We start from the raw sequence: 18625 nt of genomic DNA, 5'->3' as shown, positions 1-18625 counted from the left end.
TTCAGACGGCTTCCCGAAGCGCAGCCCTGTCGCTGAGGGCCAGTTCGAGCGCCGTGGTAACAGCCCGGCTGGAGTAGCCTTCGTCTGCAAAGGCCTGACCGGCTTCGACCAGTCCGGACAGGTCCGGGCTGTTGTGCAGGGCCACAATCTGCGCGGCCAGAGCCGCCGCATCCCCCTGCACGAGGTCCTCAAGCGCACCCGGAAGGGCGAGCCCTTCTGCCGCGACCGGCGTCATGACGCAGGGCAGGCCGGAGGCGAGGCTTTCAATCACCTTGCCCTTGATGCCCGCCCCGAAACGCAGCGGAGCGACGCTCAGGCGATGAGCCGCCAGAACCGCGCCGAGATCCTGCGTATGTCCGAGAACCCGGATGCGGTCATCCGTGAGCGCATGGAGGCTCTCGGGCATGTCCGCTCCGACCAGCGTGCAGCAGATGGTCGGATCAGCCGCCCAGACGGCCGGCATGATCTCGTCCACCAGCCAGCGGGCCGCATCGGCGTTCGGCGCATGGGCATAATTGCCAACGAACACCACGCCATCGCGACGGACGGAAGAACCGTTCTGCGCAGGAATGGCCCAGGGCACGACATGCACATTCGCCTGCGGCAGATCCTTGCGAAGCCGGGCTGCCTCGGCTTCGGAATGCGTCAGGACAGCATCCGCCTGAAGGGCCGCCCTGTATTCGGCAACACGGATCTGATTGGCCTGCGCCATCAGTTCGGGCCGTCCCTGAACGGCGGCCTGACGGGCAAGACGCAGGAAGTGCAGATCCGCGACGCTGTACAGCACGCGGGCCCTGCGCTGGTTGCGGCGGACCAGCGCCATGTAGCGCGTCGCGATGTCCTCGCGATGCAGATACACGACGTCGAAGCTGTTGGCCTGACGCCGCAGCACGTCTTCCACCGACGCAAAGAACGGCTGCCCGAGGACGGTGACGCCGGGCAGCGTGTCCAGTGGGAACACCCGGTCCATCTGGTCTGCGGCGACGAAGCAGACGTCGTAGCCGAGTGCTTCAAGAGCCGCCATATGCGACAGGATGGCCTGTGATCCGGCATCGCGTTTCGCGTCCGGATGCTGCCCATCGATGACCAGCGCCCGTTTACGCGTGACAGAGCCTTTCGCGGACAGCCCACGGCGACGCAGGGCCGCATTGAACGTGGCCGTCGCCGTGCCACTCGCGGCATCCGAGCGCCCCTGACGGAGCTTTTCCACCTGTGCCAGCAGGAAGGACAGGACCTGATCGCCGTCCTGATCCTCCGCAGCAGCAGCCACGGCGCGCGCGACACTGCGGGTCATGTCGGCGTCGAAAGCGTTTGCCGGTTCGATGACCTGCGGCTCGCCAAGAAGCGCACCGTCAGAACTGCGCCGGATCTCCAGAACATGCCGCGTCATGGGCGACAGGCCACCAGGCAGCAGGACATCGAAGCCGCACAGTACCGGACGACCGGTGCGTGCCACGTCCGGACGGCGCCCGTTGGCGACGACCGAAGCGAGAACGGCACCGTTATCAACGATCTGCAGCGTCACGGCCTCATCGGGCGTGGCCGGGTTGCAGACCCAGCCTGCGATGCGGTTGCGCGTTGCAATATCGATGCAGCCGTCCAGCGGTGCGGTGGGGACGGTCGCGACAATGGCCTGGCGCGGCTGCTGCGCGGCCTGATCCATCATCCAGGGGCAATGGCCAAGCACGGCATGATCATCGGCCCGGCGGATTTCCAGAACATGACGCTCTACAGCGGACAGGCCACCCGGAATGTCGAAATGAAAACCGCAGGCACTGCCGACATCGTCCCGCATGCGATCGGCGAGAACCTCGCCCAGAACCACACCGTTATCGACGATCTGCAGCCGCACGGGCCGGTCACTGCCGGGCACGCGGGCCCAGCCCCCGACATGGCTGTGGGTGGCGACGTCCAGATACCCTTCAAGCGGCGCCAATGCCGTGCTTTTCCGGGCCGCAGGGTTCAAGCGACGGCGGATGGCCTCAAGCTGTGCCCCTTCCTCGACGCGCGGCGCACAGTAGCGGGCCGCCACCGTAGCGGCATCCGGATAGAGGACGTCATATTCGCCGGCATTGTGGAACATGCCGCGCGAATGATCGTCCACGAAAGTTTCGGACTGCGTGCCGTTGGCGATGATGATGTCGTGCTGTTCCAGTTCGACATGGAAATAGGCCACTTCATCCATGCGCTCGGCCTGCACGATGGTGCTGCCATTGACCAGCAGGACAGCCGAAACCAGAACACCATCCAGATGCATCGCATGCAGCGGCGACACCGACAGATCCTGATGCGGCAGATCATGCCCGAGCGATCCGCGACGGAACACGACCGGCAGGATATCGCGGTTGCCATTGGCGAACGTGCCGGAATAGCTGCGGCGGCCAATCCAGTGGATCGGGCGCAGACCATTGGTGGCCGTCTGGACCAGATCGCCGATCTGCAGCGTCTCGACAGGCACTTCGCCACGATCCGTGAGGATCAGCGTTCCCCGGCAATAGCAGGGCGTGCCTTCCGCCAGCAGCATCGTACCACCGGCCCCATCAGCGGCCAGGCTGAAGAAATCGGCGTCATACGAACCGTCGAGGCTGATCGCATAGGTGCTGCTTCCGCTCGTGACGGTGAGTGTTGACGCATCCGTCAGGGTCGCGGTGGCATCGCTGGACCAGGCCATCTCCGGCAGATCGATCTTTGCTCCGCTGGCAAGGCTGATGCCGCTGGCAGTGCTGCCCGCATACAGGGCAAGACGGCTGCCATCCCCGACCGTGATCCCGGAGGCCGCGCTGCCGCTGTGAACGGCGGCAGTCTGCCCGGAAGTCAGGCTGACATTCGACAGGGCCGCACCGTTCGTTGCGCTGTAATCCGTCATTTCCAGCAGGGTAACGGACGGATCATGATCGGACTCGCCCGTCAGCGATCCCGTGTTGACGTGGATCGTCTCGAACTTCCCGGCGCTGGCAAAAGCCGAACTGCCGATCGTGTGATCCAGCGATTCCGCATTGCCCTCAAAGATATAGGTGTAGCGGTTGGACGGATCTTCCGTGGTGCTCATGTCCGTCAGGCCGGCATTGGCATAGACCTGCTGGGCATCGCTCCATTCGGTGTCGTTGAAATCGCCGAGGATGCCCACCTTGGCGGTCGGGTCACTGGTCAGCAGTCCGTTGACGTAGTTCGTGATGTACTGCGCCTGGGCGATGCGGTTGTTGACCGTATCCGTCGTGCCGCCATGGTTCACGGGCGGCTGCGTCGAACCATAAAGCTCGCTGCTGCCGGCCTGCGAGGACAGATGCACGTTGACGAGCGTGACCGACTGACCATTGAACTCGAACGTGCCGACCAGCGGCAGGCGGGTGTTCTTGAAAGTGCCGCTGGCCAGTTCCTCGTCACCAATGGTCGTGACGGGCGCGGCAAGGGTGACGCGCTCGGGATTGTACAGAAAGACGCTGCGGATATTGCCGCCCGAAACACCGCCCGAGGCATTGTTGGTCGGGTCCACCTCGGCCCAGGAATAGGTCGGCCCGCCCGCATCCGCGATGGCCTTGACGATGGCCGCCAGGTTCTGTTCCGCGCTGACGGTCCCGTCATTGGTCGTGCCGCTGTCGTCCTGGATTTCCTGAAGCGCCAGCACGTCCGGGCTGTCGAGATTGTTGACGATGATCTGCGCGACCTGCTTCAGACGGTCGGCATTCGCAGGGTCCAGCGCGTTGAAGTTCTCGATGTTGTAGTCGCTGACCAGCAGGTTCTGGTCGTCCTTGTGCAGGGACGTGACCGGCGCGGGCGTGTCGGTATGCACAACCGTGACCTGCGTGGTCGGGACCAGCTCATAAACGCCATTATAATAGGTCAGCACACCCGTAATGTCGCCGAGCTTGTCCCCGACTTCCGCACTGATGGCAGACCCCGGCGTGACACCGCTGTCATAATAAAGCTCGATCCGCTGCGTATTGACGCTGTCGGCCGTTTCCTGAAGCGCACCGGTCGGCGTTAGCAGACCATCGCCACCATCGGGCACGACCCAGGTCGCGTTCGATGCCGTGGCGCCAACAGCCACGGCATCATGGATCGTAATGACCTGCCCGATCAGGTTGCGGTAGAAATCGAGCGCATTGGTGTCGGGGCTGAGAGAGGCCGTGCTCTTGTTCAGATCGATCGCCTGCGTCAGATCGCCCAGATAGGACGCCGCCGGCACCGTCAGACCGCCCTGGCCAACAACCGTCGGCGTGACGTTCACATAGGCCGCGCCGGTGTCGGTGTAAGAGACAAGGTTGATTTCCGGCAGGGTGAGGGACTTGCTCCACGACGTGCCGGAATAGTTCGTGACCGTCCCCGTGACGGACACGGTCTCACCTACCGTCGGCAGCGTCGCCGTCTTGCCCGCATAGATGAAGATGCCCGCACTGCCGACCGTGTTCTTGTCGGCATTCGTCTGCTGGATCCAGAAACCGATGCTGCCATTCGTGTCCACAGCCGTCACAACGCCCGTGGTCATGACGGAGGTGTTGGCATACGGGCTGTAATAGCCGGTGCCATTGATCTGCTGGATCGTCAGGTCCTGCGGCGTCGTCGTATCACTGCCCGATCCGGACCCGCTTCCCCCAGTGTCGCTGCCGCCAGACCCGCTGCCCCCCGTATCCGAACCGCCCGATCCACCGGTGCTGCCCCCCGAAGAGGTTCCGTCATTCGCCGCACCGGGCGTGACCAGAACCTTGCCTGCCGCGGCAACGGTGCCATAGCCGTCGATCCCGGCGAGGGACGGATCATCCGCAACCCAGTCCGAGGTGCTGTCCGTATCCGTCCCGTCGGGGATGCGCGAGGCGCCGTTGATGATCGAACCCGTCAGGACCGGCGCGCCGGCATAGGTCGGATCGCCCTTGCCGCCATCGGACACGGCGATCGTGTCCCCGATTTCGGACCAGGGGGTGGATGTGAACGTCCCCGCATTGGCCGTATCGAGGTCATCGCCGACCTTGCCGGTGAAATCCTTGACGAGAAGAACAGTCTGCGTGCCGTTCTGCAGCGTGTTCGTCTGGAAAGGCGTAACCCAGTAACCGTCGCTGTTCGTGGTTCCCAGTGTAAAGACATTGTCGATCTTGCCAGCCGCAGTGCCGTCGCCATCGACGACAATCAGGGACCAGGCGCTGTAATCCGTGCTGGCATCGCCCTTTACTTCAATAAATTCGTCAGGATCACCGGCTACACTTGGGTTGAACATGAACTCATTTATGAGAAGCTTTGACGCCATTGCACATCATCCTGACGAAAGGGGTTTTCCGTAAGTGTTACTAAACGGTAAACGCCTATTCGGAGGAATGTGAAGTAAAGAGTCGATATGTTTCATTTAAAATACGAAAGGAATCACATAACCTTCATTATGTTACTTTGTATTTCAAATATATGATCCTGTGTGTCACGTTCCGGCATGGTTTCTGATGCCGGGAGATCTGTTGCCGTAAATCTGTGTCATTGTTCGTTGCTGTGCCAACGGTTCATGTCGGTTATGACAGACGCCCCGTATCAGCCCCGGTCCGGGAAGGAGCAGCGTGTGACACAGCGGATTTTTGTCGTGATGATTCTGGCTGGACTGGCGGGATGTTCCCATCCGCGCCCGCAACCGGCCGACAGCCGCTCGGCGCTGCTGCGCCCCCTCGCGACCAGCGGTTCGGACAACCAGAAAGACACCACCAGGTCGGACCACAAGATCCATGGCGCCGTCAGTGTCGGAACAGGTTTTGGCGGCGGGGGGAATTACGGCCTTGGCCCCCAGTCCGGCTTGCAGTCCGGTCTGGGGACCATGACCGGAACCGGTACGGGCGGGATGGGGCTGACGCCGGAAGGCTGGTGAAGCCCCCGGCGTTGCGCGCCCTCAGTCCAGAGGGGCGATTTTCACAACGATATACGGCATGACTTCAAGGTCCTTGCCGCCATGGAAAACCGGCAGCCGCGCCCACTGCCCGATCGTGCCGTACAGCGCGCCATTGGCGTAGGTCAGGCCATCAGGCTCGGTCATGCGCGGATCATGGGCCACAACGGACATTTCGCCATCCGGCTTGCGGCGCAGGATGGCATGACGCTCATCATCCGTGATGTAGAGCGACCCGTCCGGCCCGGTCGCCATGCCATCGCCCATACCGGTTTCGCCCTCATCCTTCACGGCCCGCTCGAGCGTCGCCTCGCTGGCTTTCGGATCGGACAGCACGGCGGTCGGCGCGGAATAGAGACGGCGGCTGGTCTGCGGCTGCCAGTAAAGCGTCTGCTGGTCCGGGCTGATGGCAACGCCGTTCACACCACCCTGCGGCACCACGGCATGGTTCGGATCATAACGCCCCGCAACACCGTCCATCACGGCAACAAAACCCTGAACCGGCATGACGGAAACCGTATCGGCCAGAATACGCCGCTGATGCCCCGTCGCCAGATCAACGACGATCAGCGCCGGATGCACATCCGTGGACGTATCGGTGATGAACGCCGCCCCCGCCGCACCATGCGTCAGATCGATCCGCACGTCATTGACGTGGCTGTCCGGCAGCAGGGCCGGCGCCCCCAGCGGAATGACCTGCGCGATCTTCCCGCTGGCGGGATCGATCCGGAAGAGCTTCTGTGCGCCCGCAACAGTCCCCGTTCCCGCGACCATGCCTTCATCCAGAACCCAGAGCTGCCCCTTCGCATCAACCGTCATGCCAAGCGGGGAGACAAACTGCTCCTGCGCGGCCGCATCGGGGAAGGGCGTCAGCCTGCCATTGGCATAGAGCGCCAGACGCGGCCCGGAATGTTCATGCGCACTGCGCGGAAAGCCCAGCACCAGGCGCCCGTCTGGCAGGACCGCAATGCCGGACGGCTGGGCGTTGGAAAACCGCCCGATGATCTGCACATTGCCCGAAGGGAGCGTGCCCTTATCCACCGTCTGGGCGGCGAGGGCAGAGGACGCAGCCGACAGTGCTGCGAGACCGGCGCTGAAAGTAAGGGCCAGAAGTGTCTGACGGGGCATGGTTGAAATCTCCTTTGCCGCACAGGACCAGAGCGGCTGCATGATGACAACTCACGCAAACGCGAGTGCAGAGGTCAGGTTCGCAGCAGGCGCTCACGCAGGGCGGGATCATGGGCATACAGGAACAGCCCGTGGATGCCGCGTGTGAGAATGACATTCAGCGCATTGAGCATGACGCGCTTCTTCGCCTCTTCCGGCGTCGCAATCCCGTCGCGTCCCTGAAACGCCGCGCTGTCCTCATAACGCTCCGGCCGCACCCCGATCCGGTCATTCTTTGCATCATAGAACAGCGACGGCCCGAGAATGACGCCCGCATAATTCAGATCGAACCCCTGGATCGTATAGACGGACCCCACCTCGTCGATCGTATCCGGACGCTCGGCCCAGGGCAGTTTTTCGCTCGGCAGGGAACGGTCCCAGCGCAGGCGAAAATCGCCTTCGGTGATGAAATGATCCTCACCGTTGAGCGTGTAGGGATAATCATAGGTCGAAAGCAGGCGGCACAGACCGTATTTCGCATTGCATGCGCACAGATCCGCATAGAGCTTTGCGCAGTCGTCATAAATCCGCAGCTCAAAAGACGGATCTTTCGGACGCGGCAGGATCTCGCCCTGGCCCAGCGCATCAATCCATGAACATGTCGCGGGACTGGCCGAAACGCGGAACTGCGTGTCGAGATGGAACGTCTCCGAAGGACGGCCCTTGCGGAAACTCTCCAGAAGATCGGTGGACCAGTGGCTCTTGAACTTCAGGACCTGCAACGGATCGAACACCACCACCACGATCCGCGCCCAGCGCAGGATTTCTTCCAGATGGTTCTGCTGCGCGAAATGGTTGTAACGGTCCGGCCGCGTCAGCAGCAGATGCGCCTCGTCCACCAGAACGATATCCGCGTGCTTCCCGGTTTTGGCGGATTTGTTGATGAACGTTGTCGGGCGTTCGTAATCGCTCTTGCGCAGGTTGGGCATGGTGGCCGCGATATTGCGATAGAGCTTGAGCATCTCCGGATGGTTGACGATCACCATGTTCCGCAGACCACGCAGCGGATCATCCGCCGCGCCACTCCGCGCCCGGGTCTGGAGCGTATTGAAGATCGCGTTCAGGACAACGCTTTTCCCCGTGCCCGCCGCACCCTCGATGACGAAAAGCGCGCTGTTATCCGACTGATGCCGCTCGCAGAACGACACCACCCGATGCAGCAGCTCCGTCTGCGGCCCGGACAGCGCAAGCTCGGGGGAGAGCTTGTGCGTCGCGGCATTGTCCAGTGCCATGGGGGAAGCGGTCACGCGGCTCAGTCCGCGGCAATATCAGCCACTTTGGCATCCGTGGCGCGCTGGGCATCCGCCGGCGTGATCCGCACGACAAAACCCTGACCACCCGCATTGATATAGACATGCTCGCGCGGCATGGCGTCCTGCGAGATCACCACGGGGATCGGCGTTTTCGAGCCGAACGGGCTGGTCCCGCCGGACTGGAACCCTGTCAGTTCCTGCGCCTTCTCGGGGTTCATCATCCGCGCATTGCGCCCGTCAAACAGCGCCGCGACCTTCTTCAGGTTCATCCGCTGATGAGCCGGGGCCACCACGCAGACCGGCTGCTTCTTGTCCACTTCGACCACCAGCGTCTTGAGCACGTCTTCGGGCGCCACGCCGATGGCCTCGGCCGCCTGCATCCCGATCAGCCCGCCATTGGGGGCATATTCGTAATCATGGACGCTGAAGGGGATGTTTTTCCCTGCCAGAAAGGCCGTTGCAGCTGTTTCGCGGGTCATGTGAGCGCTCCGTTGCCAGAAACAGGTCTCCACAGGCCGGGCGGCTGAAACCGGTCAGGATCCGTCCCGGCAGGACCTGCAATATTCTGACATCTATATGGAGGCCTGGAACCGGATTGGCAACACGACGCTTTACTCAGGGAGCATCCCCGCCCCGGGCCCTGTTTCAGGGGCGGAGAGATGTATCGTTATTCATGGGACGGGTGCCATTTTTTCTGTTATGGTTTAGCGTTAAAGATATTCCGGAGAAGTCGGGATCCGGGAGAATCGGCATGAGTGCCCGGCCAGTTGAAACCCTGTCGTGAGGTTAACCGTGGATCAGAAGACCGTCTGGATCGGGACGAACTGGAAAATGAACAAGGGCCCCGCCGAAGCCGTTGCGGCGGCCCGGGCCCTTGCGGCCTTTCGTCCCCCCGAGGGCGTTCGGACCTTCGTGAATCCGCCCTTTACGTCCCTGAAAGACGTGAGCGCAGTCCTTCAGAACAGCCCGATGATCGTGGGTGCGCAGAACATGTTCTGGGAAGACAGTGGCGCCTGGACCGGGGAGATTTCCGCGCCGATGATTGCCGAATGCGGCGCGTCCATGGTGGTGCTCGGCCATTCCGAGCGTCGTCAGCATTTCGGCGAGACGGACTGGACGGTGAACCGCAAGGTTCGTGCGGCTTTGCGGCATGGTCTGACGCCCCTGGTCTGCATCGGCGATACGCTGGACGAGTTCGAGTTCGGGGTCTCGCAGGAAACGCTGGCGCGGCAGGCGAAAATCGCGCTGCACGGCGTGTCTGCGGAGGATTTCGCACGGGTTCTGATCGCCTATGAGCCGGTCTGGGCCATTGGTGCGGCGGGCCGCCCGGCAGAAGCCCCGTTCGTGTCGCAGATCCATATGAAACTGCGCGCCGTGATGCAGGACATCACCGGCCCCGACAGCACCGTGCGGATCCCGCTGCTCTATGGCGGCAGCGTGTCGCAGGCCAATATCCGCGACTATGTCGCCCTGCCGGATGTGGACGGAGTGCTGATCGGCCGCGCAGGCTGGGAGCCTGCGGATTTCATGAAACTGATCGACAGCGTCAGCACGCTGGTCTCTGCCAGGGTGGATGCCTGATGAATGCCGTGCTCGTGGAAGGGCAGGTTCTGTCTGGCCGCCGGCGCGGGATCCTTGACTATGTCACGGAGCGGGGCGTGGTGCCGGTCGGGGACCTGCTGGAGCGGTTTTCGCTAAGCCGGGCCTCGATCAACCGGGACCTTCTGGCCCTGTCCGCGCAGGGCTTGCTCCGCCGGATCGGGCCGGACATCACGGCCCTGCCGAGCGCAAGCTCATCGGGGAGCGTGGTGTACCGCGCGCGGCAGGCCGTTGCGCAGAAACAGGCCATCGCCGCGCTCGCGGCCTCCCTGATCAGCCCGGGCGATACGGTGGCGCTCGATGATTCCACAACGGTGCGGGCGATGGCAGACAGCCTCTCCGCCATCGCGCCGCTGACGGTCGTGACCAACAGCCTGGGGCTCGGCACGCGTCTGGGAGCCTGCGAGACGCTCGGCCTGATCGGCCTGGGCGGACGATACAGCCCCACATTCGAAGCCTTCGTGGGAATGGTCTGCGAACAGAGCGTAATGTCCATGCGCATCGACCTGGCCTTCGTCTCCGCTGCCGCCATCCACGGCCTGACGGCCTATCATCAGGTCGAGGAAGTCATCCGCGCCAAGCAGGCCCTGATGGCGGTGGCGGACGCCCGCGTGCTTCTGGTGGACAGCGGAAAGTTCGGCAACTCGGCCATGAGCCGGCTGGCGTTACTTTCCGAGTTCGACGTGGTCATCACCGATGACGGCATCGATCCCGCTTACGCCGCAATGCTGCGCGACGCGGGCGTAACGCTGAAGATCGCGGCCGTGTCCCCGCCCGTGGAGAATGCCCTTACTGCGGGGTGAGCGTCTCCTCGCGCGTCATGACCGGGGCCGCGGGCCAGAATGTGACCGAGACTTCCGCCTGCAGGGCCGCAAGCTGGTCCTGGATATAGGTCATGTATTCATGCAGCCCGCGGGAAATGATGTCCTCGGCCGTCTGGTCCTCAAGCGTTGCGCGCAGATTGATGATGCGCTCCTGAAGCGGGCTGCACTGATGGCGCAGGTTGTAATGGGTGGACAGCGCGTTGAGCGTGTTGTCCACCTGCCGCAGATTGAGCATCAGGGAGCGCGGAAAACCCTCATTCTTGAGCAGGAATCCCACCACATTGGCAGGCGTCGTCGTAACGGGCTGCAGACGCCGGAACGCGTGATACGCCGCTGCGGAGCGCAGGACAGACCCCCACTGCGTGATATCCATCTGCGACCCCGAGGTTTCACCGCCGGGCAGAAGCGTATGGTAGCGGATGTCGATCAGACGGGTAATCTGGTCGGAACGCTCGAGATATTTCCCCAGCAGATAGAACAGCCAGGCCTGATCGCGGTACAGCGTGCCTTCCGTGACGCCGAAATGCGTCTGACAGTCCTGTTTGAGGCGGTTGCACAGCCCGGACAACCCGTTGCGCCGGATGTCGGGGGTGGAGAGCTCCATCATGCTCCGGGTGAAGACATTGAGCTGCATCCACATCTCGGTGGAAATCAGCGGCCTCGCCGAGCGTGCATTCTCGCGGACCATGTGCGCCATGGCGCGGATGGAGGTCGGGTTCGCACTTTCCGTAATGTAGAAAGCGAGGATGTTCTCTTCCGTCGCGGGCAGGGGATAGATCGCGGCGTAGCGTTCCTCGTCCGAATTGATCTGGAGAATGGAATCCCAGCCAGGGCTGCCATCGGGGTTGCGGACGAAGGCTTCCGTGACTTCCAGAAGACGGGCGAGATTCTCGATCCGCTCCATGTAGCGGGCAAGCCACATCATGCTCTCGCCATAGCGCGACAGCAGCATGTTCAGATTGGCGAGCATGGCGGGAAAACGTGTGCCGGTCTGTGTCATCGGGCCATCACCCATGTATCTTTCGAGCCGCCGCCCTGAGAGGAATTGACGACCAGCGAGCCCTTGCGCAGGGCTACGCGGGACAGTCCGCCGGGGAGAACCCATGTGTTGTGTCCGGTCAGGGCGAACGGCCGGAGATCCACATGCCGCGCCTCGACCCCGCTGGGGCACAGCGTCGGGGAGACGGACAGATCAATGACAGGCTGGCTGATATAGTTGGACGGGTCCTCCAGCAGCTTGGTGCGGAACTCGTCCAGTTCGGTCTGCGTGGCCTGCGAGCCGATCAGCAGACCATAACCGCCGGACTCGCCAACCGGCTTGATGACCAGCTTGTCCATATTGGCCAGCGTGTAAGCGAGACCTTCCTCTTCGGCGCAGATATTGGTCTGCACGCTGTCGAGAATGGGATCTTCGCCCAGATAGTAACGGATAAGACGCGGCATATAGGCATAAACGGCCTTGTCATCCGCTACACCTGTTCCCAGCGCATTGGCCAGCGTGACATTCCCGCGCCGATAGGCTTCCACAAGACCCGGCACGCCGAGCATGCTGTCGGGGTTGAAGGCCAGCGGGTCCAGGAACTCGTCGTTGAGGCGGCGGTAGATCGAATGGACCGGGCGAAGTCCTGCGACGGTCCGCATATAGACGCGGTGGTTCTCAACGATCAGATCCCGCCCTTCAACAAGCGGCACCCCCATCTCGCGCGCCAGAAAAACATGCTCGAAATAGGCAGAATTATAAATGCCTGGCGAGAACAGCACGACCTGCGGATCGCTCACGCCCTCTGGTGCGACCTCGCACAGCGTCTGGTGCAGCCTCAGCCCATATTCCTCCACCGACCGCAGAGGCATGCCCGACGCCAGATCCGGCATCAGCCGCAGCATCATGTGCCGGTTTTCAATGACATAAGACACACCCGATGGCGTGCGGGCATTGTCTTCGAGCACCATGAAACGCCCGCTGCGGTCGCGGATCAGATCGGTCCCGTTGATATGGACATAGACGTCGCCGGGCACGCGCACGCCGACCATCGCTTCGCAGTAATTCGGATTGTTGAGCACCAGATCGGCAGGGATGATGCCGTCCCGCAGGACATGGCGCTCATGATAGATGTCCCGCAGGAACAGATTGAGCGCCTTGACGCGCTGCTGCACGCCACGATCAATATGATCCCATTCCGCAGCCGTAAGGACACGCGGGATCATGTCGAAAGGCAGGATGCGGTCGATCGCTTCGCGGTCGGAATAGACGGTGAAAGTAATGCCCAGACGATAGAGCTGCGCTTCCGCCGTATTGGTGCGGTGGCGCAGTTCGGCAAGATCGAACCCCGCGAGACGGTCACGAACGGTCTGAAGGCTCGGAGGGAGCACATCCGTCCGGTTCATGAGTTCGCAGAAGAAATCCGGCGTGTCATAGGCGGCGAACATCCCGGCCGCACTTTTGGCAGAAGCGCCGGAAGCCGGGGCAGCACTGGCTGGAGGAGCACTGACGGGGGCGGGACTGGGAGACTGCAAAACCGGCCTGTTCATTCTCTGCCTCACAACCCTGTTCATCGCCGACCCTGTGCCGATGGAAAACCCGATCAGCCGTGCCGGTTCATTACGATATTTTATTAACGGAGCAAGATTCCAGCGCTTTGCCAAGCGTGAAATTTTCCATTTGGACGGATCGGGAAAAGTCCGGCGGAAATTGTTGCGGTTCCCGGGAAGACTGATAGGGTAATGTTTCGACTGCTGTCAGACCCAATGGTTGCCGGAACGGGATGGCCCGAAAATCACGTGTCTGAATACGAGTATCTGAAACCGTTTCCACAGGGCCTCCTGAGCATGAATTCCCGCGTCATACTGCGCCACCAGACCCGATATCAGTATGACCGGCCCGTCTTCCTGGGGCGTCAGACCGTGCGTCTGTGCCCCGTACCGCAGGTGCGATCCGCGATCCGCGATTATGCGCTGGAGGTCTCCCCGGAGAACGCGGATGTAACCTGGCGGCAGGACGCCTATGGCAACCGGGTAGCGGAAGTGCGGGTTCCGGAGCGTGTGACGGGCTTCGACGTTTCGGTCCGCATGGATGTGGATCTGGGCGCCCGGCCAACCCTGTCCGCGCTTGCGGAAGCGCCGGTCTGTACCGCCTATCGCGATGTGGACGCGGCCGGCGCGCAGATGTCGCGCTTCGTCGAATCCTGGCGGATGGCGGGAGCGGAAAAGACCTCGGAAGCAGTGGCGGATCTCAACCGCGCCGTGGCGGAGCGCCTGACCTATCAGCGCCGGCTTGAGCCGGGGGTCTGGACGCCCGAAGAGACGCTGCAGCGGCAAAGCGGGTCCTGCCGGGACAGTGCGTGGCTGCTGGTGACGGTCCTGCGGCATCTGGGATTTTCGGCGCGCTTCGTGTCCGGCTATCTGATCCAGTCGGACACGGCGGATGGCCTGAGCTGCGATCTTCATGCCTGGGCGGAAGCCTGGATCCCCGGAGACGGCTGGGTTGGCTTTGATACGACATCGGGGCTGGTGGTGGCGCAGCATCACATTCCGCTGGCGGTGACCGGCCGGCCCGAGGAAGCCGCGCCCATTTCCGGAATGCTGGACCGCTGTCGCGCCACGTTCGACGTGACGATGCACGCGGAGCCCCTTCTGTCCGGGCGCGAGGCCCCGGAACTGGCCCCGGAACTGGCGATGATCGGGCAACCCGGTGTAATGCGATCCCATGAAGCTCTTTGAGTGCCAGTCCTGCGGCCAGATTCTCTTTTTTGAAAATACGGTCTGCGAGCATTGCCGCCACGCCGTCGGCTATTTGCCCGAACAGTCGCTGCTGACGGCGCTGGACCCGGCCGGGGACCGGCTGTGGCACCCGCTGGCGCCATTGGTGAAGCACGAGCAGGTCCTGTACTGTTCCAATCATGACGATGACGTCTGCAACTGGCTGACGACACCGGGTGCGACAGGGGGCAGGTCGTTCTGTCTGGCCTGCCGGTTCAACCGGACGATCCCGAACCTCGACATCCCCGGAAATCTTGAGCGCTGGCGGAAGATCGAGGTCGCCAAGCACCGCCTGTTCTACACGCTGCTGCGGCTGAAACTCCCGCTGAAGGACCGGCGTCAGGACCCCGAAAACGGACTGGTGTTCGATTTCCTCGACGACGCGCCGGACGGCTCATCCTCCGTCATGACCGGACATGCCAACGGCGTCATCACCATCGCCATGCGCGAAGCCGATGATGCGTCGCGTGAGCGCATGCGCGTCGAGATGGGGGAATATTACCGCACCCTTCTGGGGCATTTCCGGCACGAGATCGGACATTATTACTGGAACGTTCTGGTGCGCGACGCCGGGCGGCTCGATGAGTGCCGGGCAGTGTTCGGGGATGACCGCGCGGATTACCAGAAGGCGCTCCAGGTCTATTACGACAGCCCCACACCGCCTGACTGGCAGGACAGCCATGTCAGCGTCTACGCCACGTCCCATCCCTGGGAGGACTTTGCCGAGACCTGGGCGCATTACCTGCATATCGTCTCCACGCTGGAGACGGCCTGTGCGTTCGGCGTGAGCGTGGACCCGCGCGTGCAGGGGATCGGTCACGCCTCGGGCCGCACACTGGGCGACCCGTACACGCAAGCGTCCTTCGAGGACATCATGCAGGCCTGGCTGCCGCTGACCTATGCGGTGAACAGTCTGAACCGCTCCATGGGGCTGGCGGATTTCTACCCGTTCGTGCTGACGGCCGGGATCATGCACAAGCTGGCCTTCATCCACCGCCTGATCCGTGAGAGCCAGCCGGCCTGAAGGCCGGGTTTATTCAGGGCGCGTGCCGTCCGGTTGCGCAGCGCATATCGTGCCGCCTCCGGGATCGGGCCCAGTGTTGTCCCGGAACGATCAACTTCCGACTTCCGATACTGATCCGAACCCGTTTCCGCGCCATTCCTGCTAGGTCACGTTGACAAAAGACCTAGTCAGGAAACAGGAACATCCGCAGCAGGTGGTCCTTTTCGGGATGTAAGGACATCTCGTGAATATCAATACCTGATACCGGCGTCAGGGAAAGTGCATTGACCAGCCATGCCCCTGTTATGGCAGGGAGGTCCTCTGGTGATATGCTTCGTTCGTGGCACAGGCCTTTTTCCAGAAGACGTGCACGGGATGTGCCGGGCAACGCCCCGTCATGTAAAGGCGGTGTATAAAGACTGTCCTCATTCAGGAAGAGAATATTTGCTGCACTGGCTTCGGCGATGGCGCCTGTTGTTCCTAGCAGAAGAGCATCATCCAGACCCGCCGCAACAGCTTCCATTCGGCTCAAAATGGAGGGCAGGAAGGCTAGAGATTTGACGCGCGATAATGGGGACGTGCCATCCCTCTGGTAACGGCCAATCCCCAGACTCACGGCCGACGGGATGTTCGGGGGAGGTGCGGCAGCCTGTATCAGGATTGTCGGGTGCGGGACGTGGGGCGGTAAGACGCCACGGGGTCCGGTGCCGCGCGTGACCGTCAGGCGAAGTGATCCGTCCACAAGAGCCGTGGCTTCAAGAAGATCAGCCACGGCTTTGTGGAGCAAAGCCGGCGCCGGTGCCGGAAGCCCGAGAACTGCACACCCTTCTGCAAGCCGCTTCAGATGTCGTGTCAAGTGAGGCGCTTTACGGTTGGAAATGCGTATGGTTTCAAACAGTCCGTCGGAAAGGAGAAACCCCCGATCTGTCGGGGCTATACGGGCATTCCTTGTGTCCAGAATTCGTCCGTCGAGCCATACGAGATCGTTCATTCCTCGAAGGCCTTCAGGATCGGGGCCACTTTCAGAAGCATTTCCTCGTATTCCCGTAACGGATCCGATAGCACGGTAATGCCTCCACCGGAGCCGATGGCGAGCAGATTGTCTACTCTGGACATGCTGCGGATGATAACGGAACTGTCCATTCCACCGTCATGTCCAATGCGGAAAAGGCTGCCACAATAAGCCCCGCGGGGAGACGTTTCCAGCAGATCGATGATTTCCATGGCGCGTTTTTTCGGTGCGCCCGTAACGGAGCCGGGCGGAAGTGTGGCCTTCAACAGGTCGACGGCCTCCAATTCCGGGCGTAACTGCCCTTGGATCGCTGACACCAGATGCAGCACATGCGGGAATTGTTCGACCTGTGACAACTGGGGGACACAGACAGAACCAATCCTTGAGACACGACCGATATCATTACGCATCAGGTCCGTAATCATCAGGTTTTCAGCCAGTTCCTTTTCGTCCGATGCCAGGAGCCGCATATTGTGGGTTGTTTCCGCTGCAGTCATCCCTAGAGAAATAGTCCCTTTGATGGGACGTGTCTCGATCAGTCCTTTCGTCGAGAGCGAAAGGAAACGTTCAACTGACGCGCTGAGCAGGGAAAAAGCGGGGGTCTTCAGATATGCTCCGAATGGGGCGGGTGAAGTGTCTCGCAGCGCCTGGTAAGCAGCCAGTTCATCGAAATCATCTGTACGTTCTGCAAACCATCGCATGGTCAGATTGGCCTGAAAGATGTCCCCTGCCTTGATGAACGCAATGACTTTCCGAACAGCGTCCGTCCATGTCTCGCGGGACTGTTCCGGTCGAAAACGGATGGAGGGCGTTTTGCAGGAAAGTCGGGCCTGGGACAGGTCCGGTGCGGGATGTCCTGCCTGGCTGCTCCACCAGCAACGCTTTTCATGCCGATCGAAAGCCAGCACATCGTTGAAGGATGCCGCTATGAACGTGGGTGTCAGAGAGCTGTGTCGGGAAGAAACATTCTCCAGATTCAGACCGGCTTCATAGGCAATCATGCCGACAATCCCTCCAGTGAAGGGAACTGGATTCCCTTCTGCCAGTCGGGAAGCCGAGCCGGTCGAAGTCATGTTCCGCAAATGGTCCCAGACATTGCCATGGGCTGACGCGCCATTCCTGCGAAGATCACCGGCATGATATTCAAGGGTCTCGGTAGGAGAAAGGCAGAGAAAGGACCATCGGGCTCGGCCATTCGTTTCCGCTCCCCCACTATCGAGATACGCGGCCCAACGGTGGGTCGACATGGTCGATAGAGCTGAATCGGGAGATATCCAGGGGATTTCGATGGTGGGCAGGGGAAATATCCTGATTCTATGTCATGCTGGTGCCTGAAAAGAGGCCAGACATCAGAACGGGCCGTCGGAACCTCCAGTCATCTGTCCAGATGAGGACACTCTCTTCAGCATATTGCCGTAAGGGGTCAAGAAAAGATCAAAAAGGGGTAGCCACGATGGCCAGCTATATATTGAGGTCGAGCTACCTAGGTTCTGTTGACAAAAGATGGTAGCCACAACTTGGCTGCGGCGAGGTTGAGAAAGGCGCGGAACGATTTTCTCGTCTTGTCATAGCGGGTTGCGATACGGCGAAACTGCTTCAGCGTGTTGAACATCCGCTCGATACGGTTGCGATCCCGATAGCGACGGAAGTCGCAGGGGATATCCTCTGTGCGGTTTGAACGCGGCGGGATAACAGGAAGAATACCTCGAAAAAGCGGGTTCTCCCGTATCCTGTCACTGTCATATCCCCTATCGGCCAGAAGTCGGCGCGGTGTCACGACCGACAGGTCCAGCAGGGCATCAGTGCCGGAGTAGTCAGAAATTTCACCGCCCGTCAGTTCAAAGCCAAGAGGGCGTCCCAGACACCCTGCTCGGCCCATCGACGGAACCGCACATGGACCGGGTTCCATTTTCCGTAGCGCTCATGCATATCCCGCCATGGGCAACCCACACGCAGGACATAAAGCATTCCGTTGAGAAACAGACGGTTATCCTGTGCCGGGCGTGACCAACGGCCACGTTCAGGCGGCAGCAGGCCGCCAATGATCGCCCATTCCTCGTCCGTCAGGTCACCACGCATCTACAGGTCTCCGCAAAGACCAGCTTTGAATCACGTCCAAGCCAGTCTGGGAAGACCTTTTGTCAACAGAACCTA

15 protein-coding genes are annotated in these 18625 nt (G+C 61.6%); 5 read left to right on the top strand and 10 right to left on the bottom strand.

The genetic code is table 11. From position 1 onward, the window contains the following. Position 1: 1 nt before the first annotated feature. The gene (locus HKD27_RS04095) at positions 2-5239 is read right to left on the bottom strand and encodes a Hint domain-containing protein (RefSeq protein WP_194688785.1); all 5238 of its coding nucleotides are present in this window, start codon (positions 5237-5239) and stop codon (positions 2-4) included. A 300-nt stretch (positions 5240-5539) separates the two neighbouring features. Between HKD27_RS04095 and HKD27_RS04090 the strand changes: the two genes are divergently transcribed. Further along, complete coding sequence (locus tag HKD27_RS04090; RefSeq protein WP_155723295.1) at positions 5540-5839, top strand: hypothetical protein; 300 nt, start codon at positions 5540-5542, stop codon at positions 5837-5839. A gap of 21 nt (positions 5840-5860) precedes the next feature. On the opposite strand, the gene HKD27_RS04085 is transcribed toward HKD27_RS04090, so the two are convergent. The 3 genes from HKD27_RS04085 to HKD27_RS04075 all read right to left on the bottom strand — a co-directional run bounded on the left by HKD27_RS04085 (position 5861) and on the right by HKD27_RS04075 (position 8756). Beyond that, positions 5861-6985 (bottom strand): SMP-30/gluconolactonase/LRE family protein, encoded by a 1125-nt coding sequence (locus tag HKD27_RS04085; RefSeq protein ID WP_194688786.1) that lies wholly within the window; start codon positions 6983-6985, stop codon positions 5861-5863. A 74-nt stretch (positions 6986-7059) separates the two neighbouring features. Continuing rightward, a complete protein-coding gene (locus HKD27_RS04080) occupies positions 7060-8256 on the bottom strand; it encodes a DUF2075 domain-containing protein (RefSeq protein ID WP_194688815.1) in 1197 nt (398 codons plus the stop codon). A gap of 20 nt (positions 8257-8276) precedes the next feature. Further along, complete coding sequence (locus tag HKD27_RS04075; protein WP_062497783.1) at positions 8277-8756, bottom strand: YbaK/EbsC family protein; 480 nt, start codon at positions 8754-8756, stop codon at positions 8277-8279. 313 nt (positions 8757-9069) lie between these two features. Here HKD27_RS04075 and HKD27_RS04070 point away from each other — a divergent pair, with 313 nt between their 5' ends. Beyond that, on the top strand, positions 9070-9858 hold the full coding sequence (locus HKD27_RS04070) for a triose-phosphate isomerase (RefSeq protein ID WP_194688787.1): 789 nt from the start codon (positions 9070-9072) through the stop codon (positions 9856-9858). Beyond that, complete coding sequence (locus HKD27_RS04065) at positions 9858-10679, top strand: DeoR/GlpR family DNA-binding transcription regulator (protein ID WP_194688788.1); 822 nt, start codon at positions 9858-9860, stop codon at positions 10677-10679. The genes HKD27_RS04070 and HKD27_RS04065 overlap by 1 nt, the downstream gene beginning before the upstream one ends. Here HKD27_RS04065 and HKD27_RS04060 read toward each other — a convergent pair. Next, positions 10666-11715, bottom strand: a complete 1050-nt coding sequence (locus tag HKD27_RS04060; RefSeq protein ID WP_193363836.1) for an alpha-E domain-containing protein — start codon at positions 11713-11715, stop codon at positions 10666-10668. The two genes, HKD27_RS04065 and HKD27_RS04060, sit on opposite strands and share 14 nt — an antisense overlap. Further along, positions 11697-13127, bottom strand: coding sequence for a circularly permuted type 2 ATP-grasp protein (locus tag HKD27_RS04055; protein ID WP_228518353.1), 1431 nt, complete (start codon positions 13125-13127; stop codon positions 11697-11699). The genes HKD27_RS04060 and HKD27_RS04055 overlap by 19 nt, the downstream gene beginning before the upstream one ends. 399 nt (positions 13128-13526) lie before the next feature. On the opposite strand from HKD27_RS04055, the gene HKD27_RS04050 reads away from it, so the two are divergent. Next, on the top strand, positions 13527-14417 hold the full coding sequence (locus HKD27_RS04050; protein ID WP_194688790.1) for a transglutaminase family protein: 891 nt from the start codon (positions 13527-13529) through the stop codon (positions 14415-14417). Then, positions 14404-15480: a putative zinc-binding metallopeptidase gene (locus HKD27_RS04045; protein ID WP_194688791.1), complete on the top strand. Its 1077-nt coding sequence runs from the start codon at positions 14404-14406 to the stop codon at positions 15478-15480. Before HKD27_RS04050 ends, HKD27_RS04045 begins: the two co-directional genes overlap by 14 nt. Positions 15481-15643: 163 nt before the next feature. Here the strand turns inward: HKD27_RS04045 and HKD27_RS04040 are convergent, their stop codons facing one another. The 4 genes from HKD27_RS04040 to HKD27_RS04025 all read right to left on the bottom strand — a co-directional run bounded on the left by HKD27_RS04040 (position 15644) and on the right by HKD27_RS04025 (position 18550). Beyond that, a complete protein-coding gene (locus HKD27_RS04040) occupies positions 15644-16450 on the bottom strand; it encodes an aminotransferase class IV (protein ID WP_194688792.1) in 807 nt (268 codons plus the stop codon). Next, entirely contained in the window at positions 16447-17745 is a 1299-nt protein-coding gene (locus tag HKD27_RS04035; RefSeq protein WP_370544237.1) for an anthranilate synthase component I family protein, read from the bottom strand. The genes HKD27_RS04040 and HKD27_RS04035 overlap by 4 nt, the downstream gene beginning before the upstream one ends. A gap of 209 nt (positions 17746-17954) precedes the next feature. Next, positions 17955-18350: an IS5 family transposase gene (locus HKD27_RS04030; protein ID WP_197436598.1), complete on the bottom strand. Its 396-nt coding sequence runs from the start codon at positions 18348-18350 to the stop codon at positions 17955-17957. Then, entirely contained in the window at positions 18305-18550 is a 246-nt protein-coding gene (locus HKD27_RS04025) for a transposase (RefSeq protein ID WP_197436597.1), read from the bottom strand. Before HKD27_RS04025 ends, HKD27_RS04030 begins: the two co-directional genes overlap by 46 nt. Positions 18551-18625: the final 75 nt, after the last annotated feature.

Source organism: Gluconobacter sp. R75690 (assembly GCF_015244525.1).
GTDB lineage: Bacteria > Pseudomonadota > Alphaproteobacteria > Acetobacterales > Acetobacteraceae > Gluconobacter > Gluconobacter potus.
This window is presented reverse-complemented; position numbering and strand designations above follow the sequence as displayed.

Excerpts from the sequence above, each read along its gene's own strand:
- HKD27_RS04095 (WP_194688785.1), bottom strand. The coding sequence starts at position 5,239 with ATGGCGTCAAAGCTTCTCATAAATGAGTTCATGTTCAACCCAAGTGTA.
- HKD27_RS04040 (WP_194688792.1), bottom strand. The coding sequence starts at position 16,450 with ATGAACGATCTCGTATGGCTCGACGGACGAATTCTGGACACAAGGAAT.
- HKD27_RS04080 (WP_194688815.1), bottom strand. The coding sequence starts at position 8,256 with ATGGCACTGGACAATGCCGCGACGCACAAGCTCTCCCCCGAGCTTGCG.
- HKD27_RS04055 (WP_228518353.1), bottom strand. The coding sequence starts at position 13,127 with ATGTTCGCCGCCTATGACACGCCGGATTTCTTCTGCGAACTCATGAAC.
- HKD27_RS04045 (WP_194688791.1), top strand. The coding sequence starts at position 14,404 with ATGAAGCTCTTTGAGTGCCAGTCCTGCGGCCAGATTCTCTTTTTTGAA.
- HKD27_RS04060 (WP_193363836.1), bottom strand. The coding sequence starts at position 11,715 with ATGGGTGATGGCCCGATGACACAGACCGGCACACGTTTTCCCGCCATG.
- HKD27_RS04075 (WP_062497783.1), bottom strand. The coding sequence starts at position 8,756 with ATGACCCGCGAAACAGCTGCAACGGCCTTTCTGGCAGGGAAAAACATC.
- HKD27_RS04030 (WP_197436598.1), bottom strand. The coding sequence starts at position 18,350 with ATGGGCCGAGCAGGGTGTCTGGGACGCCCTCTTGGCTTTGAACTGACG.
- HKD27_RS04085 (WP_194688786.1), bottom strand. The coding sequence starts at position 6,985 with ATGCCCCGTCAGACACTTCTGGCCCTTACTTTCAGCGCCGGTCTCGCA.
- HKD27_RS04050 (WP_194688790.1), top strand. The coding sequence starts at position 13,527 with ATGAATTCCCGCGTCATACTGCGCCACCAGACCCGATATCAGTATGAC.
- HKD27_RS04025 (WP_197436597.1), bottom strand. The coding sequence starts at position 18,550 with ATGCGTGGTGACCTGACGGACGAGGAATGGGCGATCATTGGCGGCCTG.
- HKD27_RS04065 (WP_194688788.1), top strand. The coding sequence starts at position 9,858 with ATGAATGCCGTGCTCGTGGAAGGGCAGGTTCTGTCTGGCCGCCGGCGC.